This is a genomic window from Candidatus Krumholzibacteriota bacterium, assembly GCA_016931295.1.
Taxonomy (GTDB): domain Bacteria; phylum Krumholzibacteriota; class Krumholzibacteriia; order Krumholzibacteriales; family Krumholzibacteriaceae; genus JAFGEZ01.
The window spans coordinates 16,255-38,972 of sequence record JAFGEZ010000040.1; the positions used below are offsets into that span (position 1 = coordinate 16,255).

21 protein-coding genes are annotated in these 22,718 nt (G+C 67.5%); all 21 read left to right on the plus strand.

Annotated features, from left to right (window positions below; translation table 11 throughout):
- The first annotated feature begins 106 nt into the window (after positions 1-106).
- Positions 107-1,813 carry a tetratricopeptide repeat protein gene (locus JW876_10420; protein MBN1885921.1) on the plus strand — a complete coding sequence of 569 codons (1,707 nt, stop codon included), beginning with the start codon at positions 107-109 and terminating at the stop codon, positions 1,811-1,813.
- Positions 1,810-2,568, plus strand: coding sequence for a hypothetical protein (locus JW876_10425; protein MBN1885922.1), 759 nt, complete (start codon positions 1,810-1,812; stop codon positions 2,566-2,568). Before JW876_10420 ends, JW876_10425 begins: the two co-directional genes overlap by 4 nt.
- An 82-nt stretch (positions 2,569-2,650) precedes the next feature.
- Entirely contained in the window at positions 2,651-3,292 is a 642-nt protein-coding gene (locus tag JW876_10430) for a sigma-70 family RNA polymerase sigma factor (GenBank protein ID MBN1885923.1), read from the plus strand.
- A 25-nt stretch (positions 3,293-3,317) separates the two neighbouring features.
- Positions 3,318-3,950, plus strand: coding sequence for a hypothetical protein (locus JW876_10435; protein MBN1885924.1), 633 nt, complete (start codon positions 3,318-3,320; stop codon positions 3,948-3,950).
- A 112-nt stretch (positions 3,951-4,062) separates the two neighbouring features.
- Positions 4,063-5,076: a DUF4837 family protein gene (locus JW876_10440; GenBank protein ID MBN1885925.1), complete on the plus strand. Its 1,014-nt coding sequence runs from the start codon at positions 4,063-4,065 to the stop codon at positions 5,074-5,076.
- 92 nt (positions 5,077-5,168) lie between these two features.
- Complete coding sequence (locus JW876_10445) at positions 5,169-6,158, plus strand: tetratricopeptide repeat protein (GenBank protein MBN1885926.1); 990 nt, start codon at positions 5,169-5,171, stop codon at positions 6,156-6,158.
- Positions 6,159-6,179: 21 nt separating this feature from the next.
- Positions 6,180-6,743, plus strand: a complete 564-nt coding sequence (gene efp / locus JW876_10450; GenBank protein ID MBN1885927.1) for an elongation factor P — start codon at positions 6,180-6,182, stop codon at positions 6,741-6,743.
- Positions 6,740-7,210 carry an acetyl-CoA carboxylase biotin carboxyl carrier protein gene (accB, locus tag JW876_10455; protein MBN1885928.1) on the plus strand — a complete coding sequence of 157 codons (471 nt, stop codon included), beginning with the start codon at positions 6,740-6,742 and terminating at the stop codon, positions 7,208-7,210. The genes efp and accB overlap by 4 nt, the downstream gene beginning before the upstream one ends.
- Before the next feature lie 118 nt (positions 7,211-7,328).
- Positions 7,329-8,465 (plus strand): type IV pilus twitching motility protein PilT, encoded by a 1,137-nt coding sequence (locus JW876_10460; protein ID MBN1885929.1) that lies wholly within the window; start codon positions 7,329-7,331, stop codon positions 8,463-8,465.
- Positions 8,466-8,475: 10 nt separating this feature from the next.
- A complete protein-coding gene (accC, locus tag JW876_10465) occupies positions 8,476-9,834 on the plus strand; it encodes an acetyl-CoA carboxylase biotin carboxylase subunit (protein MBN1885930.1) in 1,359 nt (452 codons plus the stop codon).
- A 5-nt stretch (positions 9,835-9,839) separates the two neighbouring features.
- Positions 9,840-10,550 carry a 2-phosphosulfolactate phosphatase gene (locus JW876_10470; GenBank protein ID MBN1885931.1) on the plus strand — a complete coding sequence of 237 codons (711 nt, stop codon included), beginning with the start codon at positions 9,840-9,842 and terminating at the stop codon, positions 10,548-10,550.
- A 28-nt stretch (positions 10,551-10,578) separates the two neighbouring features.
- Positions 10,579-11,640, plus strand: a complete 1,062-nt coding sequence (locus tag JW876_10475) for a thiamine phosphate synthase (GenBank protein ID MBN1885932.1) — start codon at positions 10,579-10,581, stop codon at positions 11,638-11,640.
- Between the two features lie 46 nt (positions 11,641-11,686).
- Positions 11,687-13,843 carry a DNA translocase FtsK 4TM domain-containing protein gene (locus JW876_10480; GenBank protein ID MBN1885933.1) on the plus strand — a complete coding sequence of 719 codons (2,157 nt, stop codon included), beginning with the start codon at positions 11,687-11,689 and terminating at the stop codon, positions 13,841-13,843.
- Entirely contained in the window at positions 13,830-15,158 is a 1,329-nt protein-coding gene (gene rimO, locus JW876_10485) for a 30S ribosomal protein S12 methylthiotransferase RimO (GenBank protein MBN1885934.1), read from the plus strand. Before JW876_10480 ends, rimO begins: the two co-directional genes overlap by 14 nt.
- 98 nt (positions 15,159-15,256) lie before the next feature.
- Positions 15,257-15,940, plus strand: a complete 684-nt coding sequence (locus JW876_10490) for a hypothetical protein (GenBank protein MBN1885935.1) — start codon at positions 15,257-15,259, stop codon at positions 15,938-15,940.
- Positions 15,933-16,865 carry a tetratricopeptide repeat protein gene (locus JW876_10495; GenBank protein ID MBN1885936.1) on the plus strand — a complete coding sequence of 311 codons (933 nt, stop codon included), beginning with the start codon at positions 15,933-15,935 and terminating at the stop codon, positions 16,863-16,865. Before JW876_10490 ends, JW876_10495 begins: the two co-directional genes overlap by 8 nt.
- Positions 16,840-17,628, plus strand: a complete 789-nt coding sequence (bamD, locus tag JW876_10500; GenBank protein MBN1885937.1) for an outer membrane protein assembly factor BamD — start codon at positions 16,840-16,842, stop codon at positions 17,626-17,628. Before JW876_10495 ends, bamD begins: the two co-directional genes overlap by 26 nt.
- Positions 17,618-18,229 carry a nicotinate (nicotinamide) nucleotide adenylyltransferase gene (gene nadD / locus JW876_10505; GenBank protein ID MBN1885938.1) on the plus strand — a complete coding sequence of 204 codons (612 nt, stop codon included), beginning with the start codon at positions 17,618-17,620 and terminating at the stop codon, positions 18,227-18,229. The genes bamD and nadD overlap by 11 nt, the downstream gene beginning before the upstream one ends.
- The gene (gene polA / locus JW876_10510; GenBank protein MBN1885939.1) at positions 18,226-20,931 is read left to right on the plus strand and encodes a DNA polymerase I; all 2,706 of its coding nucleotides are present in this window, start codon (positions 18,226-18,228) and stop codon (positions 20,929-20,931) included. Before nadD ends, polA begins: the two co-directional genes overlap by 4 nt.
- Positions 20,928-21,566, plus strand: coding sequence for a dephospho-CoA kinase (gene coaE, locus JW876_10515; GenBank protein ID MBN1885940.1), 639 nt, complete (start codon positions 20,928-20,930; stop codon positions 21,564-21,566). The genes polA and coaE overlap by 4 nt, the downstream gene beginning before the upstream one ends.
- A protein-coding gene (gene prfB / locus JW876_10520) for a peptide chain release factor 2 (GenBank protein ID MBN1885941.1) occupies positions 21,545-22,661 on the plus strand; the annotation gives its coding sequence in 2 pieces (ribosomal slippage) (positions 21,545-21,625 and positions 21,627-22,661; 1,116 coding nt in all). The genes coaE and prfB overlap by 22 nt, the downstream gene beginning before the upstream one ends.
- Positions 22,662-22,718 lie beyond the last annotated feature (57 nt).

The following is a 22,718-nucleotide window of genomic DNA, read 5'->3' on the forward strand; positions in this document are numbered from 1 at the left end:
ACGCAACGAAGCAAACGAAAGAAACGAATGGAGCCCGGCGAAATGTCATCGGGGATTTGCTCCGCGCCCCCCGCCGGGTTATACTTGACGCATGGAACAAAGGATCATGAAACTCGTCGCCCCGATCGTGCTGGCCTTCGCGCTCGTCGTGGCCGCGCCGCCGGCGGCCGTGGCGCAGACCGACCCGCGGGCGCTCTCCTCCTACATGAAGGGGGTCTTCCTCGAGTCGCGGTACGACCTCGTCCACGCCTACTCGTGGTACATGTACGCCGATCGTTTCGCGCCAAGAACCGCGCGCATCCATCTCCGGCTCGCCCGCGTGACCCTCGAGCTGGGCGATCTCGGGAAGGCGCGCGACTTCGCGAGCCGGCTCATCGGCATCGAGAACTACGACTCGGAGGCGCGGCTCATCCTCGCCGAGGCGCAGTACCGTGCCGGCGATCCGGCGGCGGCGCTCGAGAGCCTCGACGCGCTCGACGGGCGCGAGGACGTGCCGCTTTTCGAGATGTTGAAGTTCAGGGCGAAGATCTACCTCGAGACGGATCGGATCGACGAGGCGCGCGACGCTCTCGAGGAGGCGGCGACCCTCTTCGACGACGACCTGTACGTCCACTACAAGCTCGGGTTCCTCTACGCGAGGCAGGGCGACGCCGACCGGGCGATCGCCTCATTCCGCCGCGCCATCGAGCTGAATCCCGGGCTCGCCGGCGCGCACGTGGCGCTCGGATCGATCCTCGCGCACGAGGGCCGGCGCGACGAGGCGAAGGAGGCCTACCGCCGCGCGCTCGAGGTCGAGCCGGACAACCGCACCGCGATGGTCGAGCTGGCGGGACTGCTCGTCGACGGCGACGAGATCGACGAGGGGATCAGGCTCCTCGAGAAGATGAGGAGCGACGAACAGCTCGACGCGAACGGCCTGATCACACTCGGGCGCTTCTACTACCGCGCAGGACGGCGGGAGGAGGCGCTCGGCGTCTTCCGGCGCCTGCTCGCCGAGGACGGCGAGCGGCCGAGCTTGTTGCGCATCGTATCGGAACTCGAGGTCGAGGGAGGCAACCACCGGACCGCCCGGCAATACCTCGAGCGCCTCGTGCGGATCGAACCGGACGTGTTCAACAACTACGTGGGGCTCCTCCTCCTCGGCTTCGATCTCGCCGGCGCCCCGTCGTCGCCCGCGGAAGCGGCGGCGATCCCCGAAGAGGAGGCGCTGGGGTACCTGCAGCGGGCCGAGGCGCTCGTCGACCCGGACGCCCCGCAGGACAACTACCTGCTCGGGGCGATCAGGCGGCAGCGCGGCGACGGCGCGATGGCGGAGGAGTATCTCCTGCGCGCCGAACGTTTCGCGCCGGAAGATCGCCGCATCCTCCTCGAAGTGGCCACGCTCTACGAGCAACGCGGCGACTGGGATCCCGCGCTCGAGCGGCTCTCCCGCCTCCACGAGCTCTTTCCCGGCGACGCGTCGCTGCAGAATTTCTACGGGTACGTGCTCGCCGAGAAGGGGGAACGACTCGATTTCGCGGAGGAACTGCTCGTCAGGGCGCTCGCCGCCGAACCGGACAACGGCTACTATCTCGACAGCCTCGGATGGATAAAGTACCGGCAGGGGGAGTACCGGGAGGCCGTCGACCTGCTGCTCGACGCGGTCGTGAAGGCGAACGACGATTCGGTCATCTGGGAACACCTCGGCGACGCGTGGGACAAGCTCGGCGACCGAGAGAAGGCGGACGACGCCTGGCGGCGCTCCGTCGAGATCGATCCAAAGAACGAATCGGCCGGCGGCAAGCTCGGCCGGGGCGAGAGCGGAGGGGATTGAGAGCAAGAACCGTGATCATGGGAGGATCGCCCGCGATCCTCGTTCTGGCCGCACTGCTCGCATCATGTGCCGGCTCGCCCCCCGGAGGGACGGCGCTTTCCGGCGGCGGTTCCGACTTCGCGTCGATCGCGATGCCGGCCACGGAACCGGGGCTCGAACTGGCCGGCAAGGCGAAGATCGACCTGCCCCGGGCGCGGCTTCGCGGCGCCTGCCGCATCCTTTTCCTCCCACCAAACCGGCTGCGGATCGATTTCCGCCACTCGAGCCTCTTCGGCGCCTGGCGCGAGGACGCGACGATCGCCGTCGACGGAGGGGAATTGACGATCGTCGATCGCGAGCGGGGCACGCGACTTTCCGGCGCGGAGGCGATCGACCTGATCGGCGGCCACCTGGAGATGGCGATCAGTCCCGGCGACCTGGTTGCGGCGCTCCTCCTCGGGCCCTTCCCATTCGACGAGTTCGAGGATATCGCGTGGGGCGGAAAGGGGAACCGGACGCTGGCCGCCCGGTGGCGCGGGCGGCAAATCGCGATCGAGCTCGACGAGCGGGGGCGTCCCGTAGAATTCCGTCTCCGCGGCGAGGATTCGGCGGACGACTGCATCGTCTCGTACCGGTACGATGGCGAAGCGGGCGACGCGCCGTCGCGCTACGTGGTGACGAGGGAATTCGGCCCGGGACGGCTCTCGTTGGACGTGAGCCGATCGGAACGGCGCCCCGTGGCGTTTCCCGAGCTCGATCCGTGGGATCGACGGTGAGAAAAAGCGGTCGGTCCGGGGGAACTTTCGGGGCGACGGGGGGTAGGAACAGGTGAAAGACGATACGACGGGAGACGATCGCGTGAACGTTGAAAGCCGGCCGGCGGCGGGACGCGGCGCGCTGGTGGAACTCTCCGACGAGGACCTGATCCTCCGGGTGCAGCGCGGAGAGAACCACGCGTACGACATCCTGGTCGCTCGGTACAAGAACCGCCTGTACGCCTATCTGTTCAGGCTTCTCGGGAACGAGAGCGAGGCGGAGGAATTCGCCCAGGAGGCGTTCGTCCGGGCCTACATGAACGCGGACAAGTACAGGACGGTCGCCAGGTTCTCCACGTGGCTCTACACGATCGCGACGAATCTCGTCAGGAACAGGATCAGGAACATAAAGCGCCGCCCGAAGATGGTGAGGATGTGGTCGGAGACGGACGGCGGCGACGACGGGCGGTGGATCGACGTCGAGGACGACGGGCCGACGCCCGAGGAGGAGATGGATCGCACGACGCTCAATGCCGCGATCCAGGAAGCGATAGGGAAGATACCGGTCAAGTACCGGCCGGCCTTCGTGCTGCGGGAGATAAACGGATTGAGCTACGACGAGATCGCCGCGGCGACGAACCTCAAGCTCGGGACGGTGCGTTCACGCATCAACCGGGGGAGGATGTATTTCAAGAAGGCGGTCGCGCCGCTTCTCGGAGACGATACCAGGTTCAGGGGGAAATGACATGCGTTGCGCAAGGGCACGGGAGATGTATCTCTCACACTTCGACGGGCTCCTCGACGAGAAGCAGAGGATCCTGCTGCAACAGCACCTCGACGCGTGCGCCGCGTGCGCCGCGTTCGCCGGGGAGATGGATCGCTGTCTCGCGCTCGTCCACGATCTTCCCGACGTCGAGCCGTCGGAGAATTTCGAATGGAACGTCAAGCGGCGGATCCTCGAGGAGCGGGCGAGAGCGGTGCGCTCGCGGGGCGATCTCCTGATCGGCTCCTGGCGTTGGGGCGCCAAGTTCGCCGCCACCGCGGCGGCGGTCGCGGCGGTCGCCGTCTTCGCGATGACGAACTGGCTCGGCCAGGCGGGCATGCCCTCCTTCGCCGTCGAGGAGACCCACCCGGCGGCCCGGACCGCGGCGGTCCGGACGGAGGTCGACCGCGGCCGCACGAACATGGGCTATCCGCCGGTGCTCCAGATGGTCTCGCAGGAGGCCTTCCCCGTCACGAAGAGCGTGGAACCGTCGAGGGATCTTCCCATCCGGTTCGCCGGATCGGATGCGGCCGATTCTCTCGCCGCGGAGAACCGGCTGCTCCGCGAGCGCCTGCTGCAGCTGCAGCGGGAGAACCTGTACTACCGCCAGGTCATCGTACGGATGAGGACGCGACGCTGAGCCCGCGCGCCGACCTCCGGACCCGGAGAGACCCCTCGACCACGGGGGGTCTTTTCTTTTCCCTTGCCCGGGGCGCCTCGTGCTTCGTATCGTTCCCACGGGAGGAATACTCATGAGACGAATGGCAATCGCGATCGCAACGATCGCGCTCGCGCTCGCGTCGTGCGGCGTGAACAGCACGTATCCGCCCGTCGGCTCCTACAGCAACGTCGTCATCGTCACCGAGGCGGGGCGCGTGGAGGACGCCGTGACCGAGGCGATCGTCAGGGAGATCCAGCACGAGATGGATTATTACACGAAGACGGAACTGCAGTTCCGCGTCCGTCTCGTTCCCGCGCTCGATTTCGAGCGGCAGCGCCCGACGAAGAACATGGTGATCTGCGGCGTCGTCAGGGACGGCGACGTGGGCAGGATCATCGAGAGTTTCATCGGCACGACGGGCGTTCGCCGGGTGCTCGAGGGGAAGGACCGCGTCTTCCGCAAGATGGATTATCCCGTGAAGGGCCAGTACACGATCATCGTGACCGCGTCGAGCCGCGAGACCCTTCTCGAGACGATCAGGGAGAACGGGGCGACGGTCCGCGATCTCATCGAATACGGCAACCGGCTCCGCCTGCGCGACTTCCTTCTCGATCGGGAACGCGAGGACCTCGAGGAGGAGCTCGCCGCGAAGTACGGCTTCTCCCTCCGCATACCGGAGCTCTACGAGCTCAACCAGGAGCGCCCGGAGGTGCCCGGCTTCGAGTTCGTGCGGACGCCCCCCCACCGGGGCCTGACCGTCTCCTGGGAGCCCTGGGACGGGCGGGGACTCTCGCTCGCCGATTCGAGCCTCCTCTACGAGGCGCGGGAGCGGCTCGCCTGGGCGATGTACGATCGCGACGTCATGCGCCGGGAGATGGTCCGGTTCGACGAGGAGGCGCTGGGCGACTACGAGGCCGTGGCGATGAGGGGATACTGGGAGAACTCCGAGGACCTCTACGGGGGGCCGTTTCTCTGCTTCTTCGTGCTCGACCGGGTGGCCTCCCGGCTCTGGATCGTCGACTGCGTCGTCTACGCGCCGACCTTCGACAAGCACACGTTCATCAGGGAGCTGCACGCCGTCGCGGAGACCTTCAGCATCCGGTGAGGCGGCGGCCTGGAGGCGCCACGACGCGCTTGACAGCCGCGATGCGCTCTGGTAGCTTCCGTCTCGACCGGCGTTTGAACGGAAGGGAAGGGATGACAGGAGCTTTCAGCGAAGAGACCGGGCACCTCGAGGAGCGGTTCGAACGCGCTCCGTCCTCCCGTCTGTTCGCGCCCCTCGCCGACGCCTACCGCAAGGACGGGGCGGTCGATCGGGCGATCGAATTGTGCGAGCAGGGCCTCGAGCGCTATCCCGATTACGCCAGCGCGCACGTGATCCTCGGGAAATGCTACTACGACAAGGGGGCCACCGAGCGGGCGAAGGCCGAGTTCGAGCGTGTCGTCGAGATCGACCCGGAAAACATGGTGGCGCTCAGGTTCCTCGGCAACATCCTGCTCGCCGAGGGAGACCGCGACGGCGCCGCGTCCTTCTTCCGAACGCTCCTTTCCATCGACCCGACGAACGGGGAGGCCGCGTCGGCCCTCGGGGAGCTGGAAAACGAATTCCGCGTGCGGGAGATCGATCTCGGCTCCACCGCCGACGGATCAGAGGGCGAACGCTCGCGCGACCTGGCGACGATGACGCTCGCCGGCATCTACGCGTCGCAGGGATACTACAACAAGGCGCTCGGGATCTACCGCGACGTGCTCAGGCGGGAGCCGGACAACGCGGAAGCGAAGAGCATGCTCGAGCGGCTCGGCCAGCTCGTCGACGGCGACGACCGGGAGCGGGACCTCGCGTTCGACGAGGACGTTCTCACGATATCCGTCGACGACGTCGGCGAGGAACTCGCCGTGCACACGGCGGGACCGGGAGGATCGACGGATTCCGCGGCGGCGGAACGCGGCGAGATCGCCGACGCCGTCAGGGAACTCGACGAGGAGGAGCGGCGAGGCGGCGATGCAACTCCGGCGACCGGATCCCCCGAAGCGCCGCGGGAATCCGTCCCGCGCCGGGAGAGGCCGGGGCGCCGGGAAGGGAATGCCCCGCCGGCCGCCGACCGGGCTGCCGCCGCACCCACGCCGCCGGAGATGGCGGATTTCCGCAACTGGCTCAACCGCCTGAAGGGCGACGCCGACAACTGATGTCTGGAGGAGAGGAAGGGCATGGCCGACACGAGCGATTTCCGCAACGGGCTCATCATCCGGCTCGATGGAAAACTCTATGCGATCGCTGATTTCCAGCACGTCAAACCGGGCAAGGGCGGCGCCTTCGTCAGGACGAAGCTCAAGCAGATCCCCGAGGGGTTCGTCATCGACAAGACCTTCAGGGCGGGGGAGAAGGTGGACGAGGTCCGCGTCGAGCGGCACGCCTTCCAGTACCTCTACAGCGCCGACGACCTCTACTACGTGATGCACAAGGAGACCTACGAACAGATTCCCCTGCCGAAATCCCTCCTCGACGACCAGCTCGACTATCTCAAGGAGAACACCGACATATCCGTCCTCATGACCGGCGACAAGCCGATCGCCGTCGAGCTGCCGAATTTCGTCGAACTCGCCGTGACCGAGACCGAGCCGGGGCTCCGTGGCGACACCGCCCAGGGTGGATCGAAGAGCGCGACCCTCGAGACGGGAGCCGTGGTCACCGTGCCCCTCTTCATCGAGATCGGTGACGTTCTCAAGGTCGATACGAGGACCGGGCGGTATATCGAACGGGTGAAGGGATGAGAGAGAACGAGATCCGGAAGCTCGCGGCGATACTCCGCGAGGAGGACCTGGACGAGATCGAGATCCGCGGGCCGTTCTCGTCGATCCGGGTGGCCCGCCGGGTCGCCGTCGCGGCGCCGGCCTCCGGCGAGATCGTCCAATCCGCATCGTCTCCGGCGCCCGCCGAGGCGGCCGCGGAGGTTCCCGTCGACGAAACGGGCGCCGTTGAAGAGGCGCCCGCGGCGTCCTTCGAAGAGGTCGTTTCCCCGATGGTGGGCACCTTCTACCGCGCGTCGTCGCCGGGGGCGGAGCCGTTCGTGGCCGTCGGGCAACGCGTCGAGGTGGGCGAGGTGCTCTGCATCATCGAGGCGATGAAGCTGATGAACGAGATCGAGGCGGAGCGATCGGGGATCATCCAGAAGGTCCTCGTCGAGAACGCCCAGCCGGTCGAGTTCGGTCAGCCGCTTTTTCTCCTCGATTCGGCCTGATCCTTGCAAAATATCCTTCCCGACACAGCCACGACCGACGTGCGCCCGGACGTGCCGAGCCCGGCCCGGCGGCGCGTGGACGCATGGCGAAACAACTCGAGGCCTGGAAGGTAATACAATGAATATAAAGAACATACTCGAAGCCATGATCAAGAGCAAGGCGTCGGATCTTCACGTGAAGGCAGGCCTCCAGCCGGTCGTCCGCGTCGACGGCAAATTGCAGCATCTCGAGTTCGATCGCCCGACTCCGAAGGACATGGAGGAGATCGCCGACCAGATCCTCACGCCGAAGCAGAAGGAGCGCTTCAAGAAGACGCGCGAGGTGGATTTCGCGTTCGGCGTCGCGGGGCTGGCCCGTTTCCGCGCGAACTTCTACGTTCAGCGGGGATCGATCGCCATGGTCTTCCGCCACGTCCCCGTCGAGATATTGACGCTCGACGATCTCGGGCTCCCCGGGATCCTCAAGGAACTCGCCTTGATGCAGCGCGGCCTCATCTTCGTCACCGGTACGGTCGGCAGCGGCAAGTCGACCACGCTCGCGGCGATGGTGAGCGAGATCAACCGCAGGGCGAACAAGAACATCATCACCGTCGAGGATCCGATCGAGTTCCTCCACCACGACGAGAAGAGTATCATCAACCAGCGCGAGATCGGTTCGGACACCTCCTCGTTCCACGAGGCGCTGCGGCACATCCTCCGGCAGGATCCCGACGTGATCCTCGTCGGCGAGATCCGCGACGCCCTGACGATGGAGATCGCCCTGATGGCCGCCGATACGGGCCATCTCGTCCTCTCGACCCTGCATACGACCGATGCGACGCAGACGATCAACCGCGTCATCTCCTTCTTCCCGCCGCACCAGCACCAGGAGATCCGCTACCTGCTCGCCTCCACGCTCCAGTCGGTCATCGCGCAGCGCCTGATCCCCCGGTGCGACTGCGCCGGGCGCGTGGCCGCGGTCGAAGTAATGGTTGTCACCTCTTCCATCAGGGAGTATATTATTGACCCTGAAAAGACGCCCATGATCTCGCAGGCGATCAGGGAAGGGGTCTCGTCGCACGCCATGCAGAGCTTCGACCAGTCCCTCATGAAGCTGTTCACCGAAGGGCTCATCTCCATCGAGGAGGCCATGAAGAACAGCACCAATCCCCACGAATTCAGCCTGCGGCTCAAGGGCATACAGGCCACCAGCGACAAGACGTGGGAAGGGTTCGAGGGAGCCGGCAGCGGCGTTGCGTCATCCGGCGACTTCTAGATCGATCCGTATGTACAAGAAAATCCTGATCGCCGCGCGCGGAGAGATCGCGCTCCGTATCATGCGCGCCTGCCAGGAGCTCGGTATCCGGGCGGTCGTCGTGCACTCGGAGGCCGACCGCGATTCGCTCCAGGTCAAGCTCGCCGACGAGGACGTCTGCATCGGCGGGGCCCAGCCCGTCGAGAGCTATCTCAACATCCCCCGCATCATCGCCGCCGCCGAGATCACCGGCGCCGAGGCGGTGCACCCCGGATACGGATTCCTCGCCGAGAGCGCGCGTTTCGCGGAGATCTGCACATCCTGCGGCATCGACTGGATCGGTCCATCGCCCGAGGTCATGATCGCCATGGGGAACAAGTCGACCGCCCGCCGCCTGATGGCCGATGCGGGGCTGCCGATCATCCCCGGGAGCGAGGGGATCGTCGGCACGGAGGAGGAGGCGGTGGTTTTGGCCGGGGAGATCGGCTACCCCGTCATGATCAAGGCGGCGGCCGGCGGGGGCGGGCGAGGCATCCGCGTCGTCCGCGACGTCGAGGATCTCCGCGGGCTCTTCCACCAGGCGGGGCAGGAGGCGGAGATCTCCTTCGGCGACAGCGGCCTCTACCTGGAGAAGTACCTCGAGGCGCCCCGGCACATCGAGGTGCAGATCTTCGGGGACGGCGAGGGACGGGCGATCCATCTCGGCGAGCGCGAATGCAGCATCCAGCGGCGCCATCAGAAACTCATCGAGGAATCCCCGTCGCCAGGGATCGACGACGAGATGCGCCGGCGCATCCTCGACTTCGCGGTGAAGGGCGCCGAATCGATACGCTACGGCTCGCTCGGCACGATGGAGTTCCTCGTGAGCGGGGGGCGGGTGTACTTCCTCGAGATGAACACGCGGGTGCAGGTGGAGCATCCCGTGACGGAGATGGTGACGGGGATCGATCTCATCAAGGAGCAGATACTGCTCGCCTCGGTCGGCGTCAGCCGCGTTTTCGACGCCCCGCCCCGCTTCCGCGGGCACGCGATCGAGTGCCGGATCAACGCCGAGGACCCCGCCAGGAACTTCAAGCCGGCGCCGGGCAGGATCGATTTCTGGCATCCCCCCGGCGGCCCCGGGGTCCGCGTGGATTCCCACCTCTACGCGGGATACGTCGTGCCGCCGTACTACGATTCCCTTCTCGCGAAGATCATCACCTGGGGGGAGACGCGGGAGGAATCGCGCCAGCGGATGGCCAGATCGCTCCGCGAGTGCGTCATCGAGGGGATACCGACGACGATTCCCTTCCTGTTGTCCGTCCTCGAGGACGACGTCTTCATCTCCGGCGATTTCGATACGGATTACATCGACAACCGGGGTCCCGTTCCCCCCGCGGAAGGGACGTGACGGGCGTGGAGACGATCTTCTACGCGACGCCGGAAGAGGCGGGCCGCGACACGCAGCAGGGCGCGGCCGTCGTCGTCATCGACGTCCTCCGCGGCGCGAGCACCGTCGTGAGCGCCATGGACAACGGCGCCGCGAGCGTCATCCCCGTCGAGGACATCGAGACCGCGCTCCGTCTCGCTCCCCCGGCGGAGCAGGAGGAGAAGCTCCTCGCGGGCGAGCGGAAGTGCCTCCCGATCGAGGGCTTCCAGCTGGGGAACTCGCCGGGCGAGTTCACCGGGGACGTGGTCGGCGGCAAGACGGTGGTCCTCACGACGACCAACATGACGCGGGCCGTCGTCGCGGCGGCGAAGGCGGGCAGGCTCGTCGTCTGCGCGATCGTCAACGTCTCAGCCGTGGCCGAGGCCCTGCGGCGCGAGCCGCGCGTGGTGGTCCTCTGCAGCGGGTTCGAGGGCCGGGTGGCGATCGAGGACCTCCTCTGCGGCGGCATGCTCCTCTCGCGTCTCGGGTTCCGTTTCGGGGACGGCGACCTCGACGACGCGGCCCGGCTGGCCCTGCTCGCGGCCGCGGAGTATGGCGACCGCACCGAGCTGCTGCTGCGATCGTGCGAGCACGGCCGGCGGCTCCTTTCCCTCGGATTCGAGCGGGACATTCTCTACTGCGCCCGGACGGATTGCAGCGGGCGCGTTCCCGAGATGGACGGGGGCGCGATCAGGTGACGTGTTTCCCGGACGCCCCCGCGACGCCATGAAGAACACCGAACGAATGCAGATCCTTCGCATCCTCGACGCGAACGCGAACCGTTGCGCCGAGGGCCTTCGCGTAATCGAGGAGATCGCCCGTTTCGTCCTCGGCCGCGAGGATCTCATGCGCGAGCTCAAGGAAACGCGCCATGACGTCCGGCGCCTGCTCGACCGCCTCGCCGGCGGGTCGCGCGTGTTCCGGGACGCCGACGGCGATCCGGGGAGCACGCTGACGACGGACTCGGAACAACTCCGCGGATCGCTCTCCTCCGTCGCCAGGGCCAATTTCGCCCGCGCCGGCGAGGCGCTCCGCGTGATGGAGGAATTCGGCAAGCTCCTCGATCCCGAGACGACGACCCTCTTCAAGCGGCTTCGCTTCTCGGTCTATTCGCTCGAGAAGCGGTTTCTCGGCGTGGAAGACAGGAAGCTCGCCCTGCCCGGAGCGCCCTTTCTCTACGCCTTCGTCGACCGCTCCCTCGTCACCGCGGAGGAGACGGCGGCCGTCGCCGACGCGCTGGCCTCGAAAGGGGCGGGCGCGATCCAGTACCGGGCGAAAGAAATCGACGACGACGCCCGCAGGCGCGACCTCGCGCGCATCATGCCGGCAGTCGCCGGGCGGGCGCCGGTGATCGTCAACGACGATCCGCGGCTCGCGCACGAAGCGGGGGCGGACGGCGTGCATCTCGGCGCCGGCGACCCCTCGCCCGCCGAGGCCCGGGATATCCTCGGCCCGGAGGCGATCGTCGGGGTGACGGTCCACACCCCCGCCGAGCTCGCCGCCGTCGATCCGTCGGCGGTCGATTACATCGCCGTCGGCGCCGTCTATCCGACGACGACCAAGCCCGGCGTCATCCCCGTCGGAACGGCCTTCGTCGCCGAGGCCGCGCGGCTGTTCCCCGGGCCGGTCGTCGCCATCGGCGGAATCCTGCCCGCGAACGCGGCCGCGGCGCTCGAGGCGGGCGCCGCCGGTCTCGCCGTCCTTTCGGGGATCCTCGTGGGGGACATCGGGAAAAACTGCTTGTCGTACTTGGACATCATTGATAGAACGGGGAAGCGCGGACGCTGACCGTCCGGACGGCGGCACGCCGGCGACCGCGCGGGGGAGAGGACCGATGGCGACGAGGAGAAGAATAGCCGCCGGCGTGGTGCTCCTGCTCTGCGCCGCCTTCACCGCCGTGGCGATCGCGTCGTACGATCCGGCCGACTGGGGCGGATTCTGGCGCGTCAGCAATCTCTGCGGTCCGATCGGGGCGTACGTCGCCGGTTCTCTCAGGTGGGCGCTCGGATACGTCTTCTCCTGGATCGTTCCGGTCTTCCTCGCCTGGATTGCCGCCGGGGCATTCCGCGGCCGCGATCTCCGCGACGATTCCCGGCCGGTTCTCTGCCTCGCGCTTCTCGCCTGGATCGCCGCCGGCCTGACCGCGGCGGCGGGGGGCCAGTCGGCCGCCGGGTGGGTCGGGACGGCAACGCACGGCAATCTCGAGCTTCTCGCCGGACGGATCGGCTCGGTGCTGCTCCTCGCGGGCGCGTTCGCCGTGACGGGGCTCTTCCTCTTCTTCCGGTCGATCCACGATCTGTTCGCGCGGCTCGGTTCGATCTCCCTGCCGCGCCTTCGCCTGCCGTCGTTGCGGCGCGGGAAGGCGGACGGGCAGCCCGCGGCGCGGAAACGGCGGAAGAAACGCGCCGCGACGACTGCCCCAGCGAACGAGGCGCGGGTTGCGGCCAACCGGGATGAGGACGCCGTGCGCGAGCCGGTCCGGATCGCCGTGAGCGGGGGCGCGCCGAAACCGAAGGCGGCCGCGCGGCCGCGGCCGGCCGCGGCGACGCAGGCCGACGACGCCCCGCTGCCCGATCTCTCCCTGCTCGATCCCTACGACGAGAGCGCGGTGAGGATCGACCGCAAGAATTTGCTCGCGCGATCGGAGGTCATCGAGGCGAAGCTCGCCGATTACGGGCTCCGGGGCAACGTCCAGGAGGTGCGCCCGGGGCCGGTGGTGACCACCTTCGAGTTCGTCCCGGCGGCCGGGGTCAAGGTCTCGCAGATCGCCAACCGGTCCGACGACATCGCGCTCGCCCTCGCGGCGCGGGCGATACGCATCCAGGCGCCGATCCCGGGCAAGGGCGCCGTGGGGATCGAGGTGCCGAACGCCGACCCGAAGATCGTCTACCTCAAGGAGATGCTCGAGAACTATCCGCCGGACGCGGACGGGCTCGTCGTGAGCCTCGGCAAGACGGTGACGGGCGAGCCCTACTTCGCCGATATCGCCGACATGCCGCACCTGCTCATCGCGGGGGCGACGGGAAGCGGGAAGAGCGTCTGCATCAACTCGATCATCTGCTCGCTGCTCTATCATCACACGCCGCGGACCTGCCGGTTCATACTCGTCGACCCGAAGCGGCTCGAGCTGATCACCTACAACGGCATCCCGCATCTCCTGCACCCCGTCATCACGGAGGCGAAACAGACCCTGCGCGTGCTGAACTGGCTGACGATCGAGATGGACAGGCGGTACAAGCTCCTCGCCTCCTTCGGCGTGAAGAACATCAAGAGCTTCAACCGCAAGGCGGCCCGCCAGAAGCTCGTCCATCCGGAGACGGGGGAGCCCCTGACCGCGCTGCCCTATTTCGTCACGGTGATCGACGAGCTTGCCGATCTCATGGTGACCCTCGGCAACGAGATCTACCCGCCGATCACGCGGCTCTCCCAGATGGCGCGCGCCGTGGGGATCCATCTCGTCTTCGCGACGCAGCGGCCGTCGGTCGACGTGGTGACCGGGCTCATCAAGGCGAACTTCCCCTGCCGGATCGCCTTCCAGGTGACGCAGAAGACGGACTCCCGGACGATCCTCGACGTCAACGGGGCGGAAAAGCTCCTCGGCAACGGCGACATGCTCTACCTGCCGAAGACCGCGCCCGTGCCGATCCGCATCCAGGGCGCCTTCATCTCCGAGGGGGAGGCGGTGACCGTGGCCGAGTACTGGAAGGGTTTCGGCGAGAAGGGGGAGAAGATCGATCTTTCCGAGGAGAGCGGCGCCGGGGTCGACGACGAGGACGCCGACGTCGACGACGATCTCTTCAACAAGGCGAAGGAACTCGTCATCATTCACCAGCAGGGTTCGATCTCGCTCCTCCAGCGTCGCCTGCGCGTCGGGTACGCGCGCGCGGCGCGCCTCATCGACATGCTCGAACAGACCGGCGTCGTCGGCCCCTTCGAGGGAAGCAAGGCCCGGCGCGTCCTCGTGCGCAGAGAGGATTATGAGCGCAGCTGATCTCCACGGCCCCCGCACCTATCGATTCGTCCATCTCGGATGCCCGAAGAACCTCGTCGACGCGGAGAAGGCCGCCGGCGGACTCGACGCGGCGGGATGGCGCGAGGCGGCCGGCGGTGAAGAGGCGGATCTCGTCGTCGTGACGACATGCGCCTTCATCGAGCCGGCCGTCGAGGAATCGGTCGACGAGATCCTCCGCGCGGCCGCGGACAAGCGCCCCGGGCAGAAGCTCGCCGTGGTCGGCTGTCTCGTCTCGCGCGAAGGTGAGCGGCTGGGTCCGCTGCTGCCCGAGATCGACCTCTTCCTCGACGTCGCCGGGTTCGAGCGGCTCGCCGAAGAGGCGGCGGCCCTCTTCGGGCTCGTGCCGCCCACGCCGCCGCCGGCAGGCGCGCGCCGGCTCTTCACCCCGCCGCATATCGCCTATCTCAAGATCGCCGAGGGTTGCTCGAACCGCTGCTCCTACTGCCTGATCCCGTCGATCAGGGGCGATCTCGTCTGCCGGCCCCGGCGCGAAATCGTCGACGAAGCCGCCCGTCTCGCGTCGGCGGGAGCGCGCGAGATCGTCGTCATCGCGCAGGACACCAGCGCCTGGCGCGAGGGAACCCGCGGCCTGGCGGACCTTCTCGAGGAGATCGCCGCTGCGGCCCCGGGGGCCTGGCTGCGTCTCATGTATCTCCACCCGGCGCATCTCGACGCGGCGGAGTTCGCCCGGCTGGTGGAGGGGGGCGTCATCCTCCCCTATCTCGACATCCCCGTCCAGCACGCCGCCGACCGCGTCCTGCGCGGCATGCGGCGTGGATACGGCCGCATCGAGCTCGACCGGATTTTCGGCCGGCTCCGCGAGATCGACGGACTCGTTCTCCGGACGACGGTGATGACCGGTTTCCCCGGCGAGACGGCCGGGGACTTCCGCGATCTCCTCGATTTCCTCGAGCGAATCCTGTTCGACCACGTCGGCGTCTTCGTGTACTCGCCGGAGGAGGGGACGACCGCATCGGGTCGGAAGGTCTCCCGCAGGGTCGCGCTCTCGCGCCGGGACGCGGTCGTCGAGCTCCAGATGGAGATATCCCACGAGCGGCTCGCCCGTCTCGAGGGGCGGCGGCTCCGGGTTCTCGTGGACGAGGCGTGCAGGCCGGAAGAGCGGCCCGAGTCGTCGGTCACGGCGATCGGCCGGTACGCGGGGCAGGCCTACGAGATCGACGGCGTGACCTGGCTCTCGGGCACACTCCCCGCGCCGGGCGCGGTCGTCGAGGCCCGCGTCGAGCGGGCCGAGGCGTACGACCTTTTCGCTCGCATCGTCCGAGATTTCCGTTGACTTTTCCGTGCAATTCACGTTTATAAAACGTTTAAGGGGAATGAATGCGTCCGCCGGGCGCCGTCCGGCGGTTCCGTCGTCGCGGGGAGGTCATCAGGGTGTCATCGATACGCGGATACAGGCCCTTCACTCGGTGTTGCAGCCTCGTCGTCATCGCGCTGCTCCTGGTCGGTCTGCCCGCCTCCTCGACCACGCAGGGCGCGGGGGAGAAGGCGCCGACGAACTACGAGGTCATCGAGCGGATATCGCGGGCGGCGATCGGGGAACTGCTCGCGAACATGCCGACGGTCCGCCGCGACCTCGTCATCCAGCTCGTCAAGGCGCGGGGCGTCGGGGAGATCGATTTCGTCTTCGAGAACACCCTGCTCAAGACGATGCGCGAGTCCGGGTACCGCGTGGCCGTCGACAAGCCGGCCGACGGGGGAGAAGCCCCCGCCTACCGGTTCACCTACCAGATCATCAACCTCTCCCTCGATTACCCGGAGATCGGCCGCCAGTACGTCGTCGGGGCCAAGAAGGTCGAGCGCCTCGCCGAGGTCGGCGTTTTCGCGCAACTCGCCGACATGGCCTCGGGAGACATCCTCTGGGTCGGGGATACGCAGAAACGATACGGGGACACCATCCCGTACGCGTACCTGAAGCGGGTGGAAGACGAGGCGCACGGGTTCACGGCCCCCGAGCGAAACGAGATCCGCTGGGGCCGCCTTGTCGAGCCGGTCATCGTCACCGGTATCGTGACCGGGCTCGTCTACCTCTTCTTCTCCAATCAGCAGAATGACTAGGATTCCGTTCAACCGCGCGCGGGCGACCGTACTGTTCGCGGCGGCCGTCCTCATCGTCGCCGCGTCCTGCGAGCGCAAGACGCTGCTCGACGAAGTGCGGGTCGAATACGATGCCGGCAGGTACCGCGAGGCGCTCTTCCTCGTCCGGCACCACTTCAGGCGCGGCGGCGCCCGCACCCCGCCCCTCCTCTTCGCCATGGGGCGCTCCTATCTCCGTCTCGGGATCGAGGCGGAGGCCGAGGACGCCTTCGCCGAGGTCTACAGCATCGATTCGACCTACGCGCCGCGGATCGCCGACGAGCTGCGCACCGAGGCGGTGCGGAACCTCGAGGAGGGGAACGAATCGCGGGGAAGGCGTTTCGTCGTCCAGGCGATCAACTACGATCGGAACCTCTCCTTCGGACGGTGGGACGCCCTCGCCGGCGAACTGCTCATCGAGCAGAGGGATTACGAGGGGGCCATTCCCCTGCTCGATCGATGGCTCGCCGAGAGGCCGGATACCGTCGGCGCCGCCGAGGTCATGCTCAACCTCGGGGCCGCGTACGAGGAGGCGGGAAAAACCGATCGGGCGATCGAGGTCTACCGGGGGTTCATCCAGCGGTTCCCCCTGAGCAGGCTCCAGACGACCGTCCGCTGGAAGCTCGAGAATCTCCTCTACGACCGGGCCGAATCCCTCTTCCGCGGGGGGGAGCCGGACGGAGCGGAACGGATCCTCGCGGATCTCGCCGCCGCCGCCGACAACCCGCTCGTGCGGGAACGGGCGAACTTTCTGCTCGGCGAACTGTATGAAGAGCGGTACGATCACGAAGGCGCGATCCGGTTCTACCGGGAAGTCGTCAATCTGAATCTCGGTTCGAGCGGCCGGCTGGTCGATCGGGCCAAGGAAAGGATCGAGCGCATTGAGATGTCGAGATCGAAGCGTTAGACGGCCGGTCGCGTTCATCGCCGCCTTCCTGGCCCTGGCATCATGCGGCGGACCCTACAAGGGGCAGCGCGTACCGGAGCCCGGGCAGAAGATCGCGATCGCCGACGCCCGCTTCGAGCGGAAGGATTACGGCAAGGCGGCGGTCGAGTACAAGGACTTCCTCGCCTCCTTCGCCGGAAACGAGCGTGTCGACTACGCGCAGTATCGCCTCGCCGAGAGCTACCGGCTGGACGGGGACTTCGCGCTCGCGGCGGTGGAGTACCGCATCCTGATCAACGACTACGGCTACAGCGAATACGTCGACGACGCCTTCCTGCTCGAGGCCGTCTGCGCCTTCGCGCAGGCGCCGCGCGTGGAGCGCGACCAGACGAAGGTCTTCGAGGCGCGCTCGCGGATCGTCCGTTTCATACAGCTCTTTCCCGATTCGCCGCGCCGGGCCGAGGCCGACGAACTGCTCGCGCGGATCGACGACCGGCTCGCGGAGAAGGACTACCGCGCCGCGTCGCTCTACTTCGGCAGGAAGCGGTGGGAGTCGGCGGAGATCTACTTCGACAAGATCGTCGAGAACTACCCCGGGACACGGTGGGCGGGGATGAGCTGGTACCGGAAGGGCATCATCCACGAGCAGCGCGGCGAGACGGCCGAGGCCGTGCGCGCCTACGGCGAGGCGCTCTCCTCGGCCGCCGAGTTCGAGGGGAAGGACGACGCCGCCGACCGGTTGCGCGCCCTCTCCGGCGAGGGGAGCGGGGACGGTGACGGATAGGGACGCCATCGGACTGTTCGGCGGAACCTTCGACCCGCCGCATACCGGCCACCTGATCCTCGCGGAGCGGGCGGCCGACGCACTCGGACTCTCGAGAATCCTCTTCGTGCCGACCGCCAACCCGCCGCACAAGGAGACGGGCGCACTGTCCCCCTTCGACGACCGCCTCGAGATGACCGAAGCGGCCATCGGGGGAAACGGCCGGTTCGAACTATCCCTCCTCGAGGACGGTCCCGAGCCCTCGTTCACCTGGAAGACCCTCGAGCGGTTCGCCGGGGAGGGCTACGACCGCGAGCGACTCCATCTCCTCGTCGGCGGGGATTCCCTCGCCGAGATCGCTTCGTGGCGCCGCCCCGAGACGATCTGCCGGCTGGCGACGATCGTCGCGATGGCCCGCCCGGGCTGGCCGGAGACGCCCGTTCTGCCGGAGGACGCGGCCGTCGTCATCCTCGAGACGGGAACGAACGCGATCTCCTCGAGCGCGATCCGCCGGCTCGTCGCGGCGGGCCGCTCGATCCGCTACCTCGTTCCGGCGCCGGTCGAGAGATACATCGCGGAACACGGCCTCTACCGGGAGCCGGGGAAGGGGAAGCGTCCGTGACGCTCTTCCTCCTCGACGGGCACGCCCTGGCCTACCGCGCGTACTACGCGTTCGCGCGTTCCCCGCTCACCAACTCCCGCGGCGAGAACACCGGCGCGGTCTTCGGATTCGCCCGGTATCTCATCCAGCTGCGGCGGCGATACGAGCCGACGCATCTCGCCGCCGCGTTCGACGCGGGCGGGGAGACCGAGCGGCACCGCCTCTATCCGGAGTACAAGGCGAACCGGAAGAAGATGCCCGACGACATGAGAAGCCAGCTTCCCGTAATACACCGGCTCCTCGACGCGATGGGGATACCGGTGTTCGCGGAGCGGGGGTACGAGGCGGACGACATCCTCGCGACGGCGACGGCCAGGGCGCTCGAGCGCGACATGGACGTCAAGATCGTGACGGGGGACAAGGACATGCTGCAGCTCCTCTCGAAGCGCGTGCACATGATCCGGCCCTCGAAGGGGACGAATCTCGAGGACGAGGTCGGCCCGGCGTACTGCGAGGAGCGGTACGGGCTCGATCCCGCGCGGATCGTCGATCTCCTCGCCCTCATGGGGGACGCTTCCGACAACGTGCCGGGCGTGCGGGGGATCGGGGAGAAGACGGCGTTGCGGTTGCTTCACGAGTTCGGCTCCCTGGAAGCGATACTCGAGCGGACCGACGAGATCGACCCCGTCCACGTGCGGCGCAGGATCGAGGAGGGCCGGGAGCAGGCGCTGCTCTCCAGGCGCCTCGTCCTCCTCGCCGAGGTGCCGCTCGACGTCGACATCGAGCGTTGCCGGGCGGGCGAGCAGGACGACGAGACGCTCGCCGATCTCCTCCTCGATCTCGAGTTCCACGGGATCGTGAAGGAGCTCGGTCTCGGTTCGAGGGCGCCGGAGGGGGAACGGTACCTCCTCGTCGGCGAGGAGGGGCTGGAGGATCTCGCCGGCGAACTGCGCCGCGCGGGCCTCTTCGCCGTCGACACCGAGACGACCTCGCTCGACGCGATGTCGGCCCAGGCCGTCGGCATCTCCTTCGCGACGGAGCCGGGACGTGCGTGGTACGTTCCCGTGGCGGCGAAAAGCGGCGAAGCAGGCGGGGGCCTCTTCGAGAACGGCGGTGGAGAGGGGGCCGCACCCGAACGCGTCCGAGCGATCCTCGGCCCCGTGCTCGCCGACCGGTCGCTCGCAAAGATCGGGCACAACCTCAAGTACGACATCCTCGTGCTCGAGGGGGCGGGAATGCCGGTCGCCGGCGAGCTCTTCGACACGATGGTCGCCTCGTACGTCCTCGAGCCGGACAAGCGCTCGCATTCCCTGGACAACCTCGCGCTCGAGCTGTGCCGCCACCGCATGATTCCCTACGCGGAGCTCTTCGCGAAAGGCGACCGCTCGCGCGACATCCTGACCGTGCCCGTGGAGCGGCTCCGCGACTACTCGTGCGAGGACGCCGATTACACCTTCCGACTCCGGAACATCTTCGACGCCGCGCTCGACGAGGCCGGCGCCCGACCGCTCTTCCGCGAGGTCGAGATGCCCCTCGTCGGCGTGCTGGCAAGGATGGAGCGGGAGGGGATGGGGATCGACACGTCGGTGCTCGAAACGCTTTCCCTGCAAACCGCCGCGGAGATCGAAACGCTGACGGCGAAGATCCACGAACTGGCAGGCGTGGAGTTCAACATCAACTCCGGCAAGCAGCTCCAGGAGATCCTCTTCACGCGCCTCGGCCTGTCGCCCGTACGGAAGACGAAGACCGGCTTCTCGACCGACGTCGACGTGCTCACCGAGCTCGCCGCGGAGCATCCGATCGCCGGGATGCTCCTCGAGTACCGGCAGCTCGTCAAGCTCTCCGGCACCTACATCGACGCCCTGCCCAGGCTCGTCAACGAGCGCACCGGCCGGATACACACCTCCTTCAACCAGGCGGTGGCCTCGACGGGACGTCTCTCCTCGAGCAACCCGAATCTCCAGAACATCCCCGTCCGCACGCCGCTCGGACGGATGATCCGCGGCGCCTTCGTCCCGCGGCCCGGCAACATCATGCTCGACGCCGATTATTCGCAGATCGAGCTCAGGATCATGGCGCATCTCTCTGGCGACGACGAACTGGTCCGCGCCTTCCGCGACGGGGCCGACGTCCACACGCGGACCGCCGCGCAAATACACGGCGTGGCCCCGGAAGAGGTGACGCGCGAGATGCGGGCCCGCGCGAAGACGATCAATTTCGGGGTGATGTACGGGCTCGGCGCGCGGGGGCTCGCCCGCCAGCTCGGCATCGGCACGGATGAGGCGAAAACCTTCATCGAGGAGTATTTCGCCACGCACGGGGGGATCGCCAGGTGGATCGGGACGGCACGGGAATCCGCGCGCGAGCGGGGTTACGCCGAGACGCTGCTCGGCAGGCGCCGCGCCCTGCCCGACATGGACTCGAAGGACGGCCGCCTCCGCTCCTTTTCCGAGCGGATCGCGGTCAACATGCCGATCCAGGGGACGGCGGCGGACATGATCAAGGTGGCGATGATACGCCTCGACCGGCATATCCGGGAAGGGGAACTCGCCAGCCGCATGGTTTTGCAGGTGCACGACGAACTGGTCTTCGACGTCGTCCCCGACGAGCTCGAGGCCCTCGAGGAAGCCGTCCGACGGATCATGGCGTCGGCGATCGAGCTCGACGTGCCCGTCGTCGTCGACGCCGGCTCGGGAGCGAACTGGCTGGAGGCACATCCGTGAGACAGCCCCTGATCGTCGTCACCGGCGGGATCGCGTCGGGAAAGTCGACCGTGGCGCGCGTCATGGCGGACAGGGGCGGCGTCCTTCTCGACGCCGACGAGCTGGCCCACCGGGCGCTCGACGAGCCCGGATTCCGGGAGAGCATCGTCGGGGCGTTCGGCGAGGGAGTGCTGACGCGGACCGGGCGCGTCTCCCGCACGCGGCTCGGCCGCCTCGTCTTCGCCGAGGACGGCCGTCTCGAGACGCTGAACCGCTTCGTCAAGCCCTTCGTCAAGCAGATCATCGAGGACGAGGTGGCCCGTCTGGCCCCGGGGGATCGGTACATAGTCCTTGATGCGGTCCTGTTTTTCCAGTATACATTCACATTCGGAGCCGACCTGAGCATCCTGACGACCGCGCCGGAGGAGACCAGGATCCGGCGGATGATCCGCAGGGACGGGCTCACGCCCGCCGAGGCGCGAGAGCGGATCGATCGGCAGCGGCCGCTCGAGGAGGGCTGGCGGCAAGCGGACGTGGTGATCGACACGGGCGGGCCGAAATCCCGGATGATCGCCGCGGCCGAGAAGGTGCGCGACCGGTTTCTTTCGCCCGACGGCGGGAGGAGGACGATCCGATGGAAGACAGACCGACGATGAAGGACGTCAGGGCGACGGTCGCCGAAGCGGAGAAGCGGCTCCTGCAGCTGCGTGAGTATCTTTGACCTCGCCGCCACCGAGAACGAGGCGGCCGGCATCGAAGAGAAGATGAACCAGCCCGGCTTCTGGGAGGAACGGGAGACGGCGGAGGAACTCGTCACGCGGCTGAAAGTCCTCAGGTCGACCATCGATCCCTATCGCGAACTCAGGCAGAACATCGACGCGGTGAAGGAACTCGCGGAGATCGGCGAATCGGGGGACGATTCCCTCGTCGACGAGCTCGACGGCGAGCTCGCCGCGATCGACCGGGGACTCGGCGAGTTCGAGCTGACCGTGCTCCTCTCCGGGGAGCACGACCGCGGGAACGCGCTGATGAACATCCACCCGGGGGCGGGCGGGACGGAATCGCAGGACTGGGCCGAGATGCTGCTCAGGCTCTATACCCGATACCTCGAGGGACAGGGCTGGACCTTCACCCTCCTCGACCACCAGCCGGGGGACGAGGCGGGACTGAAGAACGCGACACTGGAGGTGAAGGGCGCCTACGCGTACGGGAAGCTGAAGGGGGAGAGCGGCATCCACCGTCTCGTGCGCATATCGCCTTTCGACGCGAACCACCGTCGCCATACCTCCTTCGCCTCCGTTTTCGTCTACCCGGAGATCGACGACCGGATCGACGTGGAGATCAGGGACGAGGACGTGCGGATCGACACCTACCGGGCGAGCGGCGCGGGCGGGCAGCACGTCAACAAGGTATCGTCGGCCGTCCGGATCACGCACTTTCCGTCGGGGATCGTCGTGCAGTGCCAGAACGAGCGCTCCCAGCACCGCAACAGGGAGACGGCGATGAAGATGCTGCGTTCCCGTCTCTACGCGAAGCTCCTCGAGGAGGAGGAGGAGCGGAAGGCGAAGATCGCCGGGGAGAAGAAGGACATCTCCTGGGGCAACCAGATCAGGAGCTACGTCTTCCATCCCTACACGATGGTGAAAGACCACCGGACCGGCGCGCAGACGGGGAATATCCCGGCCGTGATGAACGGGGACATCGAGATCTTCATCGAGGGGTATCTCCGGTGGAAGGAAAGGAAGCACTGACGTGAAGGACAGCGACAAGACCTTCGAGGGAGGACGCGAGCGGGAGCAGCGCATCGA